Origin of the sequence: Natrinema sp. H-ect4 (assembly GCF_041894845.1) — an archaeon.
In the GTDB taxonomy this organism is placed as follows: domain Archaea; phylum Halobacteriota; class Halobacteria; order Halobacteriales; family Natrialbaceae; genus Natrinema.
The window spans coordinates 79,848-97,398 of record NZ_JBHDYC010000001.1 but is presented as its reverse complement, the minus strand read 5'-3'; the positions used below and the strand labels follow the sequence as shown (position 1 = coordinate 97,398).

General features: G+C 64.8%; 17 protein-coding genes. 8 read left to right on the top strand and 9 right to left on the bottom strand.

What is annotated here, in order from left to right:
- Window positions 1-21: 21 nt before the first annotated feature.
- The 4 genes from ACEWFR_RS00475 to ACEWFR_RS00460 all read right to left on the bottom strand — a co-directional run bounded on the left by ACEWFR_RS00475 (window position 22) and on the right by ACEWFR_RS00460 (window position 3,324).
- Window positions 22-543, bottom strand: coding sequence for a hypothetical protein (locus ACEWFR_RS00475; protein WP_374059204.1), 522 nt, complete (start codon window positions 541-543; stop codon window positions 22-24).
- Window positions 544-651: 108 nt separating this feature from the next.
- Window positions 652-1,080, bottom strand: coding sequence for a universal stress protein (locus ACEWFR_RS00470; protein ID WP_374059203.1), 429 nt, complete (start codon window positions 1,078-1,080; stop codon window positions 652-654).
- Window positions 1,081-1,146: 66 nt separating this feature from the next.
- Window positions 1,147-1,926 carry a sulfite exporter TauE/SafE family protein gene (locus ACEWFR_RS00465; protein WP_374059202.1) on the bottom strand — a complete coding sequence of 260 codons (780 nt, stop codon included), beginning with the start codon at window positions 1,924-1,926 and terminating at the stop codon, window positions 1,147-1,149.
- Window positions 1,927-2,055: 129 nt separating this feature from the next.
- Entirely contained in the window at window positions 2,056-3,324 is a 1,269-nt protein-coding gene (locus ACEWFR_RS00460; protein WP_374059201.1) for an NRAMP family divalent metal transporter, read from the bottom strand.
- A gap of 712 nt (window positions 3,325-4,036) precedes the next feature.
- On the opposite strand from ACEWFR_RS00460, the gene psmA reads away from it, so the two are divergent.
- From psmA to gyrA, 4 genes are all read left to right on the top strand, one after another.
- Window positions 4,037-4,783, top strand: coding sequence for an archaeal proteasome endopeptidase complex subunit alpha (psmA, locus tag ACEWFR_RS00455; RefSeq protein ID WP_374059200.1), 747 nt, complete (start codon window positions 4,037-4,039; stop codon window positions 4,781-4,783).
- Window positions 4,776-5,492: an archaeal proteasome endopeptidase complex subunit beta gene (gene psmB, locus ACEWFR_RS00450; RefSeq protein WP_374059199.1), complete on the top strand. Its 717-nt coding sequence runs from the start codon at window positions 4,776-4,778 to the stop codon at window positions 5,490-5,492. The genes psmA and psmB overlap by 8 nt, the downstream gene beginning before the upstream one ends.
- Window positions 5,493-5,602: 110 nt before the next feature.
- On the top strand, window positions 5,603-7,534 hold the full coding sequence (gyrB, locus tag ACEWFR_RS00445; RefSeq protein WP_374059198.1) for a DNA topoisomerase (ATP-hydrolyzing) subunit B: 1,932 nt from the start codon (window positions 5,603-5,605) through the stop codon (window positions 7,532-7,534).
- Window positions 7,535-7,557: 23 nt separating this feature from the next.
- Complete coding sequence (gene gyrA, locus ACEWFR_RS00440; protein ID WP_374059197.1) at window positions 7,558-10,065, top strand: DNA gyrase subunit A; 2,508 nt, start codon at window positions 7,558-7,560, stop codon at window positions 10,063-10,065.
- A 116-nt stretch (window positions 10,066-10,181) separates the two neighbouring features.
- Here gyrA and ACEWFR_RS00435 read toward each other — a convergent pair whose 3' ends face one another.
- Both ACEWFR_RS00435 and ACEWFR_RS00430 read right to left on the bottom strand, forming a co-directional pair.
- Window positions 10,182-10,715, bottom strand: a complete 534-nt coding sequence (locus ACEWFR_RS00435; protein ID WP_098726536.1) for an Rrf2 family transcriptional regulator — start codon at window positions 10,713-10,715, stop codon at window positions 10,182-10,184.
- Window positions 10,716-10,894: 179 nt separating this feature from the next.
- On the bottom strand, window positions 10,895-11,581 hold the full coding sequence (locus tag ACEWFR_RS00430) for a metal-dependent transcriptional regulator (protein WP_374059196.1): 687 nt from the start codon (window positions 11,579-11,581) through the stop codon (window positions 10,895-10,897).
- A 158-nt stretch (window positions 11,582-11,739) separates the two neighbouring features.
- Between ACEWFR_RS00430 and rocF the strand changes: the two genes are divergently transcribed.
- Both rocF and ACEWFR_RS00420 read left to right on the top strand, forming a co-directional pair.
- Window positions 11,740-12,660 (top strand): arginase, encoded by a 921-nt coding sequence (rocF, locus tag ACEWFR_RS00425; RefSeq protein WP_374059195.1) that lies wholly within the window; start codon window positions 11,740-11,742, stop codon window positions 12,658-12,660.
- A gap of 117 nt (window positions 12,661-12,777) precedes the next feature.
- Window positions 12,778-13,947: an NAD(P)/FAD-dependent oxidoreductase gene (locus ACEWFR_RS00420; RefSeq protein ID WP_374059194.1), complete on the top strand. Its 1,170-nt coding sequence runs from the start codon at window positions 12,778-12,780 to the stop codon at window positions 13,945-13,947.
- Window positions 13,948-14,099: 152 nt separating this feature from the next.
- Here the strand turns inward: ACEWFR_RS00420 and ACEWFR_RS00415 are convergent, their stop codons facing one another.
- Entirely contained in the window at window positions 14,100-14,630 is a 531-nt protein-coding gene (locus ACEWFR_RS00415; RefSeq protein WP_374059193.1) for a DapH/DapD/GlmU-related protein, read from the bottom strand.
- 68 nt (window positions 14,631-14,698) lie between these two features.
- Here ACEWFR_RS00415 and ACEWFR_RS00410 point away from each other — a divergent pair, with 68 nt between their 5' ends.
- Window positions 14,699-15,073: a hypothetical protein gene (locus tag ACEWFR_RS00410; protein WP_374059192.1), complete on the top strand. Its 375-nt coding sequence runs from the start codon at window positions 14,699-14,701 to the stop codon at window positions 15,071-15,073.
- An 81-nt stretch (window positions 15,074-15,154) separates the two neighbouring features.
- On the opposite strand, the gene ACEWFR_RS00405 is transcribed toward ACEWFR_RS00410, so the two are convergent.
- Together ACEWFR_RS00405 and ACEWFR_RS00400 are read right to left on the bottom strand one after the other, a co-directional pair.
- Window positions 15,155-15,982, bottom strand: a complete 828-nt coding sequence (locus tag ACEWFR_RS00405) for a hypothetical protein (protein WP_374059191.1) — start codon at window positions 15,980-15,982, stop codon at window positions 15,155-15,157.
- A 108-nt stretch (window positions 15,983-16,090) separates the two neighbouring features.
- On the bottom strand, window positions 16,091-16,351 hold the full coding sequence (locus ACEWFR_RS00400; protein WP_374059190.1) for a hypothetical protein: 261 nt from the start codon (window positions 16,349-16,351) through the stop codon (window positions 16,091-16,093).
- Between the two features lie 347 nt (window positions 16,352-16,698).
- On the opposite strand from ACEWFR_RS00400, the gene ACEWFR_RS00395 reads away from it, so the two are divergent.
- Window positions 16,699-17,433, top strand: coding sequence for an MBL fold metallo-hydrolase (locus ACEWFR_RS00395; RefSeq protein ID WP_374059189.1), 735 nt, complete (start codon window positions 16,699-16,701; stop codon window positions 17,431-17,433).
- Window positions 17,434-17,551 lie beyond the last annotated feature (118 nt).

Sequence of the window (17,551 nt, the reverse complement as noted above, 5' to 3'; positions counted from 1 at the left end):
GTGGCGTCGGGTCGCGAGAGATCACGTCGCCGTTCTCCGCACGTCCACGCGGCGACGCCGATCGCGGATCGCGTAGGCGCTGTACGATCCGATCCCGAACGCGAGTACCCCGACGATGACGTCGGTCCAGAAGCCGAGTTCGCTCGCGGTCTCGGCGATGCCCGACCCGGCCCCCAGCAGGAACGGCGATGCGACGAGCCACAGGCCGAGGAGTGCGACGAGGGACGCGACGCCGATGCTCCCGAACTCCTCGTTCGATCGGCGGTAGTAGTTGTACGCACCGGCGAGGAACAGCGTCGCACCGACGAAGACATCGTTCCAGAACTGGCTCGCAGCGAGCTCGAGGACGCGGGCCTGAACGAGTACCGCGAGCCCGAGCAGACCCGCGGCCGCCGCGAGCCACGTCCCGCGTTCGCCCGGGTTCGGTCCGAACGGCGTTCGGTCGCTCCCGGTCAGTTCGTCGTCGCCGCGGCCGTCGTCTTCGGACGCGCCGTCGTCCCGCCAGGGCGTCTCGGGGTTTTCCGTGCCGTCGTACTCGCTCATGGTTCTCTCGAGCCGATATCGGTCACTCGTCGCAAAGAGTCCGTGGCCCGTGTGTGCAGGGTCTCGAGGCGGACGATGCGTCGGAGTCGTCACGGCACGACAGCGACGTCATCGAGCGACCGTCACCGGCACTGGCGAGTGTCTGACGACCACCTCGGTGACGCTGCCCAGCAGGATCCGTGCGACGCCGGATCGGCCGTGGCTGCCGATAACGACGTGATCGACGGGGTCGCGTTCGGCGTACTCGAGGATCTCCTGGGCCGGTGTTCCCATTCGCGTCCCCGTTTCGACGGCGACGCCGCGCTCGTCGGCGATGGCCTCTGCCGCGGCCAACTGGTCGGCGGCGTCGTCTAATAGCACTCGCGCGTCGTCGCTCATCTCGGCATCGTCCGCGACGTTCGGAATGTACGGCAACGAGGTGGTGTCGACGACGGCCAGCGCGACGAACTCGCCGTCGGGAAACAGATCGAACGCGTACTCGAGGGCGTCGCGAGCGGGCTCGGAGTCGTCGAACGGGACGAGGATCCGCGGTGACATGGGGATGTGTCGACGTCCACGCGCGTCGCCTTCAGTCTGGTTCACTGCGACGTGACGGGCCGACGCTCACAGGGCGAGATAGGGGCCGACGCCCAGCAGGACGACACCCAGCGCGACCTTCAGCCGCTCGGGATCGATGGCGTGGGCGACTCGCCACCCGACGACGACGCCGAACAGGAGCGGCACGCCGATGACGACCGCGAGCGGAACGAGGACATTTCCCTGCAGGAAATAGCCCGACGCCGCGAACGTCGCGATGAAGATCGACTGGACCTGTGCGACCGCGACCGCGAGCAACATCGGAACGCCGATCAGTACCAGCGCCGGCACGGCCAGCACCGGCCCGCCGATCCCCAGCAGGCCGCTGCAGACGCCGAGGGCGAATCCGAGTCCCGCCAGGACGATCCGGCCGCCTCGAGTCAGGGGCTCGAGATCGTAGATCGGGCTGAACCCGCGGCGCTCGCGATACAGGATGATCCCGCCGACGGCCGTCGCGACTCCGCCGAGCAAGAATCCGAACACGGAGCGCGGAACAAAAGTGTTGATGTACGCACCGACGAGCGCGCCGAGGATACTCGCGCCGCTGAGGACGATCGCGATCGCGCGGCTCTCACCGGTGTTCATCTCCCCGGAGTGGAGGTAGGCGGCGCTCCCGACGAGTCCGGTGACGACGAACGTGGCGTGGGCGGTGCCGGCGACTTGGCTCGAGGGGAGCGACGTCAGGGAGTAGAGCGCGATCGTCACGAAGATTCCGCCCGGGCCGATGGTGGTGATGCCGATCCCCGAGAAGAAGGCGATCGAGACGAGCAACAGGACCAGGGGGAGGTCGAAGGGGAGCGCGAGCATATCGCGTATCGATACACCTTGGTCGGTTCCCGCGCTACTCCTACCTTCTGCTTCCCGCCTGCTCGCGGGAGGTGTTCGCTTCCGGTATCACCCCTGTCTCTGCTCCGCTCTCCGTTCCCGCTCGAGCCCTCAGAGAATGTTCACGATGGTTTCGTACAGCGACTGGACGGTCAGGAGGCTGCCGACGAGCAACACGAGGCCCGCGGCGATGAACGCGACGTTTTCGTACCAGTCGATGTCGTGGAATTTGTTGACGGCACCGATGAGCGCGAAGACGGTGACCGGCAGACCGATCGCACCGTTGACGGCCGGCATGACGATCGCCAGTTCGACGGGGCCAAAGCCCGTGTAGGCGAGCAGCGGAAGCGCGGTGATCGCCGAGAGGACGATCAGTGCGATGACGGTTCGACGGAACGCGGCGTCGCCGAAGACCGTGTCCCGACCGAGCGCCTGTGGGACCATGAACCCGGCACCGAACAGCGTCCCAGTGGCCGAGGAGATCGAGGCGAGAAACGCCGCGAGGATGAACACGACGAGCGCGTAATCGCCGAGAATCGCCGCGAGCGGTTCTCCGGGGCCTGTCAGCGTCATGTCTCCCCCAGAGAGGGTGACCGCCGAGACGATCATGACGAAGCTACCGATGACGAGCGTCGTCGCGATTCCGGCAGCGTTGTCCCGACGGTACTCCCAGATGTCGGTCCACTCCTTGGTCGGCTGGATGCTCGACTGGATGAAGAAGTTCGGCCAGTAGACCGTCGTCCCGAGCAGTGCGATAATCGCGGTGAGATACCCGATCTCGGTCTGGAGTATCGGCTGCAGGCCGGCGGCGACCGATTGCCACGGCACGTCGAGGCCCAGCAGCAACAGGCCGTACGAACTGAAGACGGCGAACACCATCGCGGCGATCGCCGCTTCGATTCGGTCGTAGACCTTCATTTGTACGATGGCGATGCCGGTCCCGGCCGCCAGAACGATCCCGACGAGGACGTTGTCGAGGCCGGGAACGAGCCAGGCCAGTGCCGCACCGGCGACCGCGTAGTTCGAGACGGCCCACAGCCCGGACATCAGCGAGATGCCGACGAGGAGCGTCGTTCCCCCGATCGGGAGCACGTCGACGATGTAGTCGGCGAGCGGTTCGTCCTCGGTCGCGAGTCGCGCGCTCATGTCGTGCAGCGCGATGTCGACGAGGAACGCGAGCGGTAACACCCACAGCAGGGAGAACGCGAAGTTCGCACCCGTGTCGGCGAGGATGTAGACCGATCCCGCGCCGAATACGTTCGCAGCGAACAGCACGCCTAACCCGTACCTGTAGAGCGCCCCGTGGATCGCTTCCCCGCCGGGAACGACGTCGACGACCGTCGATGTCGACGTGGGTGTCGACGCCGACTGTTCGCTCACGTTCGCTCACCTCGAGGGGCGAATCGGGGGTCGTTCGCGTCGGGACTCGGAGTCCACTCGGTTCGCAACCCGAGGTCGGTACTCGATACGGGCGGACTGAAGGCGGACTCGGCTCTGGAACCGTTCGGGAGACGAGAGAGCGCGAGTCCGCATCGGTGAATGGGATCTATTCTCGTTTCGACGGGAACGCCGACTCCGGTGCTGTGTGTATACATGTGTATCTGGTTTCATAAATCCGAGAGGGCTGCCGACACCTCGAGCCCACGCAGGGCTGCGTTCTCGGGGTGACTCGACCGGTCCGCCGTCACCGGTGTACTGGAGTGCGGAATGCTGTATCGAAACCAATGGCGGTGATCCGTTTGAGTGGAAAGCTTGAGATAGCAGTCGACCGTTCATATCGCCGGTTTGAGTAGTGCGGTAGTTACGCGAGTGGGAGACGCGAATCACGAGCGTAAACCCGCGTATCGGGAGATGGACGACGGAAGACCGAGAGCACTATCGAGTTGGACCGTCGGTAACCGTCGAGCGCTCCCCTCTCTGGATGTCGGTTCACTGTCGACCACGAAATCTCGCTCTCTCGCGCCGCGCGCTTCCACGCGCCGGAAGCGTGCTCGGCACCCTTTTCTTCGGGGTCCGTGCCGAACGACGAGCCGATGAAGTTGCCTTCAGAAGAAGGCCTATATATGTCTATCCCTTACCCGAGGTGAAGACTATGCAAGGACAATCCAATCAGCAGGCGTACGATCGGGGGATCACCATCTTCTCCCCGGACGGACGTCTCTACCAGGTCGAGTACGCCCGCGAGGCCGTCAAACGCGGAACCGCGAGCGTCGGTCTCCGCACGCCCGACGGCGTGGTCCTCGCCGCGAATCGACAGATCAGCTCTCCGCTCATGGAGCGCGAGAGCGTCGAAAAGATCCACAAAGCCGACGATCACGTCGGCGTCGCGAGCGCCGGCCACGTCGCCGACGCGCGCCAACTCGTCGATCTCGCCCGTCGCCGCGCACAGGGCGAACAGCTCCGCTACGGCCAGCAGATCGGCGTCGAGACGCTGACGCGAGCCGTCACCGACCACATTCAGGAGTATACGCAGACCGGCGGTGCCCGCCCGTTCGGCGTCGCGCTCCTCGTCGGCGGAATCGACGCCGGCGAGCCGAAACTATTCGAGACCGACCCCTCGGGAACGGACTACGAGTGGAAGGCGGCGGCCATCGGCGGCGACCGCGACACCATTCAGGGCTACCTCGAGGAGCACTACCGCGAGGATCTCGACGTCGACGGCGGCATCGAACTCGCCGTGAGCGCGCTCAGCGAACCCGAAGACGGGGTCGTCAACGCCGAAGATGTCGACGTCGCGACGATCACGACCGAGGACGAGTCGTTCCACTCGGTCGACACCGACCACCTCGAGTCGATCCTGGCAGAGATCGACGAGACGGAGGAGGAGTCCGATGAATAACTGGACCCAGCCGTCGACGCCGCAGGGCAACGACGACCCGTCGCCGTACGAACCCGAACTGGGCTCGCTCCCCGACGGCAGTCAGGGAGACGACTACGGCGAGAACGTCAACTCCACGGGGACGACGACGATTGGCATCACGACTGACGACGGCGTCGTCATCGCGACGGACATGCGCGCCAGCCTCGGCGGGCGGTTCGTCTCGAACAAGGACGTCCAGAAGGTCGAGCAGATCCACCCCACCGGCGCGCTGACGCTGGTCGGCTCGGTCGGCGGCGCACAGTCGTTCATCCGAACGCTGCGCGCCGAGGTCAACCTCTACGAATCCCGCCGCGGCGAGCCGATGCCGATCGAGGCACTGGCGACGCTCGCGGGCAACTTCGCCCGCGGCGGCCCGTTCCGAGCGATCAATCCCATCCTCGGCGGCGTCGATAGCGAGGGCAGCCACGTCTACAGCATCGACCCCGCAGGCGGCGTGATGGCCGACGACTACACGGTCACCGGTAGCGGGATGCAACTGGCCTACGGCCTCCTCGAGAACGAGTACGCCGAGGACCTCTCGCTCGAGGAAGCAGGGACGGTCGCCGCTCGAGCCATCAAGAGCGCCGTCGAGCGCGACACCGGCTCCGGCAACGGCGTCTTCCTCGCCGAGGTCACGGACGAGGGCGTCGACATCCAGGGCCACAACGACTTCGACGCGGTCATCTAGACCGTTTCGGTAGGTATTGGATCGCCCTCTCGGTCGCTCGACTGCTCGCGCTCGCGCGCGTACACGTGACTTTTATTAGGGCAGGGGCGCTACCCGAAAGCAGGTTTTACATGTCCCAGGAAAGCGAGTACGGCGCCGGACAGATTCAGGTCCTCGAGGGCCTGGAGGCTGTGCGAAAGCGACCGGCGATGTACATCGGCTCTACCGATTCTCGAGGCCTCCACCATCTCGTCTACGAAGTGGTGGACAACTCGATCGACGAGGCACTGGCCGGCCACTGCGACGACATCACCGTCTCCATCCACGAGGACGGCTCGGTGAGCGTCGCCGACGACGGCCGCGGCATCCCCGTCGACACACACGAGGAGTACGACCGCCCCGCACTCGAGGTCATTCTGACCGTCCTCCACGCCGGCGGCAAGTTCGACAACAAGTCCTATCAGGTCTCCGGCGGCCTCCACGGGGTCGGCGTGAGCGTCGTCAACGCCCTCTCCCAACGCCTCGAGGCCGAGGTCAAGCGCGACGGCGGCGTCTTCCGCCACGCCTTCGAAGGCGGCGAACCCGTCGGCGACATGGAGCGCGTCCGCGACATGGAGCCCGATGAGGAGACGGGCACGCAGATCCAGTTCTGGCCCGACACGGGCATCTTCGAGACGGGTGATATCTCGTTCTCGACGCTCTCGAACCGGCTGCGGGAACTGGCCTTCCTCAACTCGGGGGTCCGCATCACGCTCCGCGACGAGCGCGAGGACGACGACCAGGGCGAACCCGTTTCCGAGACCTACGAGTACGACGGTGGCATCCGCGAGTTCGTCGAGTATCTGAACGAGACGCGCTCGGCGATGCACGACGACATCATCTACTTCGAGGACGAAGACCAGAACGTCCAGGTCGAAGTGGCGATGCAGGCAACCCAGGAACTACAGGGGTCGATCCACGCCTTCGCGAACAACATCAACACCCGCGAGGGCGGAACCCACCTTACCGGGTTCAAAACCGCGCTGACCCGGACGGTCAACGACTACGCCAACGAGAACGGTTTGCTCTCTGATCTCGAGGATAACCTCACTGGCGAGGACATCCGGGAGGGACTCACCGCGGTTATTTCGATCAAACACCCCGATCCCCAGTTCGAGGGCCAGACGAAGACGAAACTCGGCAACAGCGAAGTCCGCGGGATCGTCGAGAGCGCCATGCACGAGGGACTTGGCACCTACTTCGAGGAACATCCCGACACCGCCCAGGCGATCGTCATGAAGGCCGTCGAGGCGGCCAAGGCCCGGATGGCCGCCCAGAAGGCCGAGGAACTGACGCGCCGGAAGTCGGCACTCGATTCGACCTCCCTCCCCGGCAAACTGGCCGACTGCCAGACCAAAGATCCGGACGAAGCGGAACTGTTCATCGCGGAGGGGGACTCCGCGGGCGGCAGCGCAAAGCAGGCCCGAAATCCAGATTTTCAGGCTATCCTCCCCATCAAGGGGAAGATTCTCAACGTCGAGAAACACCGTCTGGACCGGATCCTCGAGAACGACGAGATCCGAAATATGATCACTGCGATCGGCGCGGGGATCGGCGACGAGTTCGACGTCGAGGACGTCCGCTACAAGAAGATCATCATGGCAACGGACGCCGACGTCGACGGCGCGCACATCCGGACGCTGCTGTTGACGTTCTTCTACCGGCACATGCGCCCGCTGCTCGAGGGCGGCTACGTCTACGCGACCCAGCCGCCGCTGTACCGCATCCGGTATCGCGGCGAAACCTACGATGCAATGACTGAAGCGGAACGCGACGAGATCATCGAGGAGAAGTGCAACGGGAACGCGTCGCAGGTCCAGCGGTTCAAGGGCCTCGGCGAGATGAACCCCGAACAGCTCTGGGACACGACGATGAACCCCGATAACCGCATCCTCAAACAGATCACGATCGAGGACGCGGCCGCGGCGGACAAGATGTTCTCCGTCCTAATGGGCGACGCCGTCGAACCCCGCAAGCAGTTCATCAAGGATCACGCGCCGGAAGCAGAGTGGATCGACATCTGAGAGAGACGATTTGACGTAACCACATGAGTTCAGACGTACCCGATCCGACGGACGTAGAGGCACGGTCAGTCGAAAACGTCCGTATCGAAAACGAGATGGAGCAGAGTTACATCGATTACGCGATGAGCGTCATCGCCGGTCGCGCCCTCCCCGACGTCCGCGACGGGCTCAAGCCCGTCCACCGGCGCATCCTCTATGCGATGCACGAGATGGGCGTCTCCTCCGGGAGCAGCCACCGCAAGTCCTCCTCGATCGTTGGGGAGACGATGGGTGACTACCACCCCCACGGAGACAGCGCGATCTACGACACCCTGGTCCGGTTGGCCCAGGACTTCTCGATGCGCTATCCGCTGGTCGACGGCCAGGGGAACTTCGGCTCGATGGACGGCGACCCCGCCGCCGCGCCGCGATACACTGAGGCGCGGATGGCTCCGCTCGCCGAGGAATTGCTCGAGGACATCGACAAGGACACGGTCGACTTCTCGTCGAACTACGACGACCGCCTGCAAGAACCCGACGTGTTGCCCGCGGCGTTCCCCAACCTCCTCGTGAACGGCTCCTCGGGGATCGCGGTCGGGATGTCGACGAACATCCCGCCGCACAATCTGGGAGAGGTTATCGACGCGACGATCGAGTTGATCGACACCCCCGACGCGACCGTCGACGACCTGATGAACCACGTAAAGGCGCCGGACTTCCCGACGGGGGCGAACATCGTCGGCCGGGACGCCATCTACTCGGCCTACAAGACCGGCCGCGGGCGACTCCGGGTCCGCGCCGAGTTCGAAGTCGAGGAGTGGAAGTCGGGCCGCGAGCGGATCGTCATCACCGAACTCCCCTTCCAGGCCAACAAGGCCCGCCTCGTCGAGCGCATCGCCGAGGACGTCAACGAGGGCGAGATCGAGGGCATCTCCGACCTGCGCGACGAGTCCGACCGCAACGGCGTCCGCGTCGTCGTCGAACTCAAACGCGGCGCGAACGCAGAGGTCGTCGAGAACAAACTGCTCGAGAACCACTTAGAGCGGACCTTCGGCGTCATCAACCTCGCGCTGGTCGACGGCCAGCCCCGCGTACTCTCGCTCAAGGAGACCTTAGCGGAGTACATCTCCCACCGACGCGAGGTCGTCCGGCGGCGCAGCGAGTACGACCTCGAGGAAGCCGAAGACCGAGCGCACATCCTCGAGGGCCGGATGACGGCCGTCGAAAACGCCGAGGACGTCGTCGAACTGATCCGGAACAGCGAAGACCGGTCGGCCGCGAAAGCGGCGCTGCGGGAGGCCTACGACTTCTCCGAGGAGCAGGCCACCCACATCGTCCGGATGCAACTCGGCAGTCTCACCTCGATGGAGGCCGCCGAGATCGAATCCGAGTACGAGGACGTGCAGGTCGAAATCGAGCGCCTGACTGCGATCCTCGAGAGCGAGTCCGAACTGCTCGCCGTCATCAAAGACGAGCTCCGCGAGATCAAAGACGAGTACGCCGACGACCGCCGAACCTCGATCGTCGAGGATCAGGGGACGGTCACCCACGAGGACCTCATCCCCGAGGAGGAGGTCTTCGTCGTGATGACGGAAGACGACTACGTCAAGCGGATGCCGATCGACGGCTTCGACCCCCAGGGTCGGGGCGGCAAAGGGATCATCGGCGCCGACGTCAAGGAGGACGACCGGGTTACGACGGTCTTCCGGGCCAACACCCACGACTACCTGCTTTGCTTTACGAATCAGGGCGAAGTCTACCGGCTCAAGACCTACGAGATTCCGGAGATGGGCCGGACCGCGCGCGGGAAATCGGCGATCAACATCCTCGATCTCGATCCCGGCGAGGATATCACGGCTATCGTCGACACCGACGCCTTCGACGACGACGAGTTCGTGACGATGGTCACCCGACACGGCTACGTCAAGCGCACCGCCGGCGAGGAGTTCGACAATATCCTCTCGACGGGGATCATCGCGGCCGACCTCGAGGAGGGCGACGAACTGGTCGACGTCGACGTGACGGACGGCTCCCGGGACCTCGTCATCGCAACCGAGGGCGGCATGACGATCCGTTTCGACGAGAACGAGGTCCGCGCGATGGGGCGGAACGCCCGCGGCGTCAACGGCATCAAGCTCCAGGACGGCGACGCCGTGGCGGGACTGGTCGCCACGGACGAGAACGACGGACAGGCGTTGCTGACGGTCACGGAGAACGGCTACGGCAAACGAACGCTGCTCTCCGAGTACCGCACCCAGTCACGGTACGGCAAGGGGTTAATCGACATCAAGACGGGCGAACGCAACGGGCCCGTCACGGCCGTGAAGGCGGTCGACACGGACGATCAACTCGTGATGATGAGCGAGCGCGGCCAGATCGTCCGGACGCGAGTCGATGAAATCTCGACCGTCGGTCGGAACACGATGGGCGTGATCGTGATGGAAGTCGAGGACGGCGACGCGGTCGCGAGCGTCGACGTGATTCCGGCGTCAGCGGTCGCCGACTCGGACGACGCAGTCGACAACTCGGACGACGCGGACGACCAGAACTGACCGCTCGCGGTCCCGTCGCGATACCGACCCACTCCCGATCGTTTTCGCGTCGCAACTGTCGAACGCCAGCACAGGCGCTCGGCGGAGAAGCGTGGTGAACGCGGCCGACCGCCCGTTCAGTGTGCCGGTTCTTCGGCGGGCGCGACCATGTCGTCGATGCGCAGGATGAGAATGTTGTTCGTATCGTCTTTCCCGTCGACGGTGCCTTCGATAACCAGTTTCGAAAGCGGCGTCGGGCCGACCGTGACGGCATCGTTCTCGTGAATGTCGCTGAGGGTACCCTGGATGTGAATCTCCGCGCGGCAAAGTTCCGGATGGTGGACGCTCGAGAGATCGATCTCCTCGATGATGGTGTCATCGACGGGTTCGCCCTCGTGTTGCATTGGGACCGCTGCGGGCTCGTCCATCTGCTGGATCTCGAGTGCCTCGTAGGCGGCGGCCGTTGGTTTGTAGCCGCCTTTCGGCCCCGGTACGCCCTCTACAAGTTGCAGCGCTTTGAGACTCTGCATCTGGTTACGGATCGTCCCCGGATTGCGGTCGACCTGTTCGGCGATATCCTCCCCTTTGATGGCGTCTTCGGTCTCCTTGTGGAGGTTCGTCAGCGCGCGGAGGATTTTCTTCTGGCTGGGGGTGAGTTCGATGGATGACATAGTGATATATTCGTATTTGGATTCCTTAAACCCGGCGGGTGAGCCGAGCGCTTTGGCAGTATTGTGACGGTTGAGCCGGCGCTGCGAAGAAGTTTCGGTTCGTTCGCTCCACAGCAATTGGCATCCGTTCGATTGGAACCAGCTCACACTGACCGAACCGCTCGAGTGATTCCCGTCACCTACGACGACGGTGTGGGCTCCGCGGGCGTCGCAACGCGAACGTGATGGGCGACGGACTCGGGGAGCGAGACCGGCTCGTCCGCGTCGCTCGACCGAGCCGTCACCATCCCGAACGGAGCGATTTCGAGAATCTCGAGTTCGACACCCGGTTGAACGCCGTGATCGGAGAGATACGACAACACGTCGGGATCCTGGTCGGCGACTTCGGCGACGGTCACGACGGCCCCCGCCTCGAACTCGGTGATGGCCTCGCCGTCGGGTCGTTCCGGCGGCTCGAGGTCCGCGCCGGGGATCGGCGATCCGTGAGGGTCGACCGTCGGCTCGCCAAGGGCGTCGGCGACGCGGGCCTCGAAGTTCTCGCTGATGTGATGTTCGAGCCGATCGGCTTCCGCGTGGACTTCCGACCAGTCGTAATCGAGGTGTTCCGTGAGGTAGGCCTCGAGCAGCCGGTGGTGGCGGACGACCTCCAGGGCGACGGTTTCACCCTCGTCGGTCAGGGTCACCCCGCGGTACTTCTCGCGGTCGACGAGTTCGCGCGCCTCGAGTTTGTCGAGCATACTCGTGACCGTCGGCGACGTGACGTCCAGCTCGGACGCGATTTCGGAGGTCTTGATCCGATCGTCCGTCTCGCGCTGGAGCTGATAGATCGCTTTGAGGTAGTCTTCCATCACGTCGCTCAGCATCATGCTGTCCCGGGATTAGACGCGTCTAACCCTAAAGCTATCGCCAGCGTCGGACCGGATCGTCGCTCCCGGCGAATCACCGCGAAACGCATCGACTGGATCGTCACGACAGTCACCGTCGACACCGCCACGACCAAACCGGTCGACGGCGTAGCGTACGTATGGGACGAACCGTCAGAATCATCGGCGCACCGATGGACTACGGGGCGAACCGCCGCGGTGTCGATATGGGGCCCTCGGCGATTCGATACGCGGACCTGGCCGAGGGCCTCGAGCGAGCGGGCGTCAAAGCGATCGACGACGGCGATATTTCGATGCCGCGCGCGGAGGAACGCGATCCGGACGCCGGCCAACCCACTCGGGGAAACGCGAAATTCCTCCGGGAAATCGAGGACGTCTGTTCGCGCGTGGGCGATCGAGTCGCGGCGACGCTCGCGGACGGCGCGTTCCCCCTCGTTCTGGGTGGCGACCACTCGGTCGCGATCGGGTCGCTCAACGGCTCGGCGCGGGATACCGATCTCGGCGCGATCTGGTTCGACGCCCACGCGGACCTCAATACGCCCGAAACGTCACCCAGCGGGAACGTCCACGGGATGCCACTGGCCGCTGCCCTCGGCCGCGGCGCGTTCGGGGAAACCGAGTGGGCGCCCGCGGCCCGACTTCGGGAGTCGTCGATCGCCTACGTCGGCCTTCGGAGCATCGATGAGCGCGAGCGTGAACTGATTCAAGAGAGTGAGATGACGGCCTTCACCATGTCCGACATCGATCAGCGGGGGGTCTCCGCGGTCGTCGAAGACGCGCTCGCGGTCGCGACCGACGGGACCGACGGCGTCCACGTCAGCCTCGACCTCGACTGGCTCGACCCCAGGGCGGCCCCCGGCGTCGGCACCCCCGTCCGCGGCGGCGTCACCTACCGGGAAGCCCACGCCGCGCTCGAGGCGATCTCGCGACGCGACGAGACCGACGGGATACTCAGATCGATGGACGTCGTCGAGGTCAACCCGATTTTAGACGAGGCAAACGAGACGGCAACACTCGCTGCCGAACTGACCGCGAGCACGTTCGGAAAACGAATTCTTTGATCGGCTTCGGTGAGAGGGTTCGAACCGGCTCCACGAGCGACGCTCCGCCATGAGAACCGAAGACACACTGATTCCCGTTTCAACACCTTTGTATCATAGTGTTTCGCAGTGTTGCATATGACTGAGAACGTCGTCGTGCTCGGTGCTGGCTACGCCGGTACCGGTACGGTCAACAAGCTCCAATCGGAGCTCGAAGGCAACGCTCGGCTGACATGGATCGCTGATGTCGACTATCACCTCGTTCTGCACGAATCTCACCGCGTGATCCGGGATCCGGACGTCCGCTCGGACATCACGTTCCCGGTCAACCGGATCGCGGATCCGTCGACCCGGTTCATTCAGGACGAAGTTACCGGTCTCGATGTCGACGAACAGACCGTCGAACTCGCCGACGGCGACGACGTTGACTACGACTACGTTCTTGTCGGTCTCGGCAGCCAGACCGCCTACTACGGCATCCCCGGCCTCGAGGAGCACTCCCTGACGCTGAAGAGCCTCGACGACGCCCTCGAGATCAACGAGACCGTCACCGAAGCGAGCCAGGAGGCGACGCGCGGCGATCCCGCACAGGTCGTCATCGGCGGTGCGGGCCTCTCGGGCATCCAGACCGCCGGCGAAATCGCGGAGTTCCGCGACAATCACCGCGCGCCGATCGAGATCCACCTCGTCGAAGCGCTCGAGGAGATCTTCCCCGGCAACGATCCGGAAGTCCAGCAGGCGCTGCGCGACCTGCTCGAGCAGGCCGGCGTCCAGATCCACACGGACGACCCGATCACCGAGGCCACCGCGGACCACATCGAGTTCGACGAGGGCGAACCACTCGATCACGACGTGCTCGTCTGGACCGGCGGGATCACGGGTCGCGACGCGATGGACGATGTCGACCTCGAGAACGAACACAACCGAGTGACCACCGGGGCGAACTTCCAGACCTCCGACGAGCGCGTGTTCGCCATCGGCGACTCGGCGATCATCGATCAGGGCGACCAGCCCGCGCCGCCGACGGCACAGGCTGCCTGGCAGGCCGCGGACGTCGCCGGCGAGAACATCGCCCGCGCAATCGAGAACCGCCCACTGAAGACCTGGGAACACGAGGACAAGGGAACCGTCATCTCCGTCGGCGAGAAGGCCGTCGCCCACGGCGTCAAGCCCGCCTTCGGCATCTCGCTGCCCGTCGACACCTTCGGCGGCTACCCGGCGAAGAACCTGAAGAAGATGATCGCCGCCCGCTGGATCGCGGACATCACCTCCTGGAACGTCGCCCGCAAGTCCTGGTCGTCGCTGTAGGCCCCGGTTCTGGGGCCACGGTTGAGTTTTGGGCCAGTTTTTCCGCTTCGTCACACCCACCAGTGACCAGTGAATCGCCGATCTGAGGATCGATACTCGCGCGCCAGTAGCCACTCGCGCGCGACCCGTGTTCGCTCGCTCGAGACCGAACGTCAATCCCGCCCGCCGGAACTCGGTTCGCCCATCGACTCGGCCGGAACACCCGCCACCGTCGTCTCGGGCGGTACGTCGCGGGTCACGAGCGAGTTCGCCGCGATCCGGGCTCCCTCGCCGATCTCGACCCCGGGCAAGATTATCGCGCCGGCCCCGATCATCGCTCGTTCACCGACGACGACCTCGCCGGTCCGGTACTCGTCCTGGAGGAACTCGTGACAGAGGATCGTCGCATCGTAGCCGACGATCGCATCCGCTTCGACGGTGATCAACTCCGGCCAGAAGACGTCGGGCGTGGCCTCGAGGCCCCACGAGACCCCCTCGCCGACCGTGACGCCGATACGCCGCAGTAGCCAGCGTTTGAGCCGGAGGCTGGGCGAGATCCGCACGAGCCAGACGACGATGTAGTTGATCGCGACTCGAAGGGGGCCGCGGGCGGTGGTCCAGTGGGCCAGCGAGTTGCGCGGTCCGGGCGTCGGGTGGCGCTCGACGCGCTCGTGTCGCCGCGTCGTGTCGTCGGAAGTCGTCACTGCCCCGTCCTTTGACGTATCGCTACATGAAACCGATCGATGCGGAACCGGAATCGAATCGACGAACCGTGCCTAACTGGGTAGGGGATATCGCTGTGCCGGTTCGCGAGAATGGATACTGTCTGTCCCAGTCTCACCCGCAGACCCTCGAGGCGGAGACGGTCCGGACGCTCTGTTCGCACCCGACGCGCCGGTCCGTTCTCGACGTACTTCGGACGAGCGATCAGGTGACACCCCGAGAACTGGCCCGCTGCATCGTCACATCTGATCGCGGTTTCGAACGTGACGGTTCCGGACTGGCCGCTCGACGAACGATCACCGTCGCACTGGTCCATAATCACCTCCCGAAACTCGAGGCGCACGATGTCGTCGATTACCGTGGTCCTGCAACGGCGGTAACGCCGGGAGAAAACTTCGACGAGCTCGTCTCGGTTCTCGACTGACCGTGACGGTGGCGAGTGGGAGTGAAACTCGGCGCTTGCCCCCGGTCGGCCGAGAGCGACAATGCGCGTCTGCCGCTGCCCTTACTCACGATTGGAGTCATCATCGCTCGTGCTCCCGGAATGCCGACCAGCTCCCGGAATCCCCACCATCTCCCGAAACGCCGACCCCGAGAGGGCACAGCGATAGGCCGGCTTGAACATCATGTTCGACCCGCCGGCGCGGACGTTCCACTCGGACGCGATTTCGTCGCGCAGGTAGTACTGCGGCCGTTCGTTGCCCGCCGCGACGTAGTAGTCGCTGAGCCGGATCGGTTCCCGCTCGAAGAGGCCGCCGGGCGTGCGGCCGTCGACGATGACGACCGGCTTCTCGAGGTAGAGATCGCTGCCCTGGGCGCGTTTCGCGTGCGCGTTCTCCGGATGTGCGTCGAGGATTGCCTCGCGCTCGTCGGGAGACATTTCGGGGCCGACGACGGCCACCTCCTCAACGGTGAAATACCCGATCAAGTACCGATGGGCGCGCTCCCCGCCCGGTCGACGCAGTCCGGCGTAGAAGCCGACGACATCTCCCGGCTCGAGCGCGCGGAGCCGCGAGACGTAGCCGCTGGTCCGGTGTTCACCGTAGGTCAGCGCCTCGAAGTTCGGATCGCGATGGAGCGGCCAGTCCGCGAGCGCGTCGCCAGTGACGGATTCGGTCCCGTCGTGGACCGGCTGGGGCGTGATACGGGTCGTCAGATCCGCTGCGGTCCCGTCACCGGCACGGAGATCCCACGAGCTGAGGGTTTCCGACTCCGCCGTGTCGGGAGTTTTCTCCGGGATCGGAACGTACTCGAAGCGGCCGTCGTCGTAGAGGGGGGCCAACGCGCCGACGTTCGTGCTGTCGGCGCCGACGCCGGCGAGAACGACTGTCATGGAGGTATTCGTACTCGTCGGTCGGATCGACGCGGCGATAAATCCGCCGAAAGCTCGGTCCGGCCGGGCGGCCGAGCACAGACGACGCGGTCGACGACCGATTCGGGGTCAGCGATCGGTCGCTCGAGCCACGTAATAGAGGGGAACGAGAAGGATGAGGAAGATGACGCCGGTCGCGGCGACGCCGAGCCACACCGTCGACAGCCAGCGCCCGGGAAGCATGCCGGCGACCTCGAGGATCCACAGGAGGCTGTAGACGCCGACGATCAGCAGGCTGGCGACGTACACCCGCAGGATCCAGCCGACGATTCGGTACAGCGTCGTCTTCGTGACCGCCGGCGGGAACGAGTCATCGAGGTAGCCGATCATCGTCTCACTCGCCGGTCGGTGGCGTGGGCGATATCGTCGGCAGCGGCGGGACGCTCACTGCTCGAGCGCTGGCGGCTGCGACGCGTCGAAATCGGATACATCGAACGATACTCCACGTTGGGGAGTCAAATCGCTTGAATCTTTGTGCCGTTCGGGCGACTCGAGCGCGCTCGCGATACCGTTACGACCCCGGTTTCCACCGGTTCAGGCCCCGCCGCTCGGATGCGATCATCCTTCCGATCCGATCTGAAATGGTAGCACGCTCCCGCTTCGCTCTCTGGCGGACGAGCGGTACCACGAGGACGACGAAAGGTACCCTTATCGGCTCGGGCGTTCCACACCCTCGTATGCGTGTCACCTTTCTCGGTACTGGAAGCGCCATGCCTACGGGGGATCGGTTTCAGGCGGGGATTCTCGTGCAGGAAGCCGGCCAGACGCTGCTGATCGACTGCGGTGCCGGCTCGCTCCAGCGGCTCCAGCAGTCCGGCGTCGGCTACGAGAACGTCTCGACCGTTCTCTTGACGCACCACCACCTCGATCACGTGGCCGACCTGCTCCCGCTGATGAAAGCCCGCTGGCTCGCCGGTGAGGAGCACCTCGAGGTCGTCGGCCCGCAGGGGACCAAGGCGCTGGTCGACGACCTGCTCGACGTCTACGAGTACATGCAGGACAAACTCGAGATACAGGTTCGCGAGGTCGTCGCCGGCGAATTTTCCGTCGCCGGATTCGACGTCTCCGCCTACGAGACTCGACACTCGCTGCCGTGTCTGGCCTACCGCTTTGGCGATCTCTTCACGTTCAGCGGCGACAGCGAGGCCTTCGCGGGACTGACGAACTTCGCCGAGGGCTCGGGGATCCTTGCCCACGATTGTTCTTTCCCCGACGACGTCGACGTCTCGAACCACCCGACGCCCGACGCGCTCGGTCGGGAACTGGCCGGCCGGGAGATCGGCCGAGTCTATCTGACCCATCTCTATCCCCACACCGAGGGCCGCCACGACGAGATGCTCGAGTCGATCGGCAGCCACTACGACGGCGACGTTCGGTTCGCCGAGGACCTCCAGACGATCTCGATCACGTAATCGTTGTCGAGCAATCGTCGCAGTTACGACCGCGCCGACGACTCAGTTTTTCGCTCCGGAACACCCTCGTTCTTCGAGCCTGTCGTGAGTCAGCCGGATATCCAGAGCTGTTGACGTA

What these genes read in the sequence shown, in the direction of transcription:
- ACEWFR_RS00420 (WP_374059194.1), top strand. Translation starts at nt 12,778, where the DNA reads ATGACTGAGAACGTCGTCGTGCTCGGTGCTGGCTACGCCGGTACCGGT.
- rocF (WP_374059195.1), top strand. Translation starts at nt 11,740, where the DNA reads ATGGGACGAACCGTCAGAATCATCGGCGCACCGATGGACTACGGGGCG.
- ACEWFR_RS00435 (WP_098726536.1), bottom strand. Translation starts at nt 10,715, where the DNA reads ATGTCATCCATCGAACTCACCCCCAGCCAGAAGAAAATCCTCCGCGCG.
- gyrA (WP_374059197.1), top strand. Translation starts at nt 7,558, where the DNA reads ATGAGTTCAGACGTACCCGATCCGACGGACGTAGAGGCACGGTCAGTC.
- ACEWFR_RS00470 (WP_374059203.1), bottom strand. Translation starts at nt 1,080, where the DNA reads ATGTCACCGCGGATCCTCGTCCCGTTCGACGACTCCGAGCCCGCTCGC.
- psmA (WP_374059200.1), top strand. Translation starts at nt 4,037, where the DNA reads ATGCAAGGACAATCCAATCAGCAGGCGTACGATCGGGGGATCACCATC.
- psmB (WP_374059199.1), top strand. Translation starts at nt 4,776, where the DNA reads ATGAATAACTGGACCCAGCCGTCGACGCCGCAGGGCAACGACGACCCG.
- ACEWFR_RS00475 (WP_374059204.1), bottom strand. Translation starts at nt 543, where the DNA reads ATGAGCGAGTACGACGGCACGGAAAACCCCGAGACGCCCTGGCGGGAC.
- gyrB (WP_374059198.1), top strand. Translation starts at nt 5,603, where the DNA reads ATGTCCCAGGAAAGCGAGTACGGCGCCGGACAGATTCAGGTCCTCGAG.
- ACEWFR_RS00400 (WP_374059190.1), bottom strand. Translation starts at nt 16,351, where the DNA reads ATGATCGGCTACCTCGATGACTCGTTCCCGCCGGCGGTCACGAAGACG.
- ACEWFR_RS00405 (WP_374059191.1), bottom strand. Translation starts at nt 15,982, where the DNA reads ATGACAGTCGTTCTCGCCGGCGTCGGCGCCGACAGCACGAACGTCGGC.
- ACEWFR_RS00395 (WP_374059189.1), top strand. Translation starts at nt 16,699, where the DNA reads ATGCGTGTCACCTTTCTCGGTACTGGAAGCGCCATGCCTACGGGGGAT.
- ACEWFR_RS00430 (WP_374059196.1), bottom strand. Translation starts at nt 11,581, where the DNA reads ATGATGCTGAGCGACGTGATGGAAGACTACCTCAAAGCGATCTATCAG.
- ACEWFR_RS00465 (WP_374059202.1), bottom strand. Translation starts at nt 1,926, where the DNA reads ATGCTCGCGCTCCCCTTCGACCTCCCCCTGGTCCTGTTGCTCGTCTCG.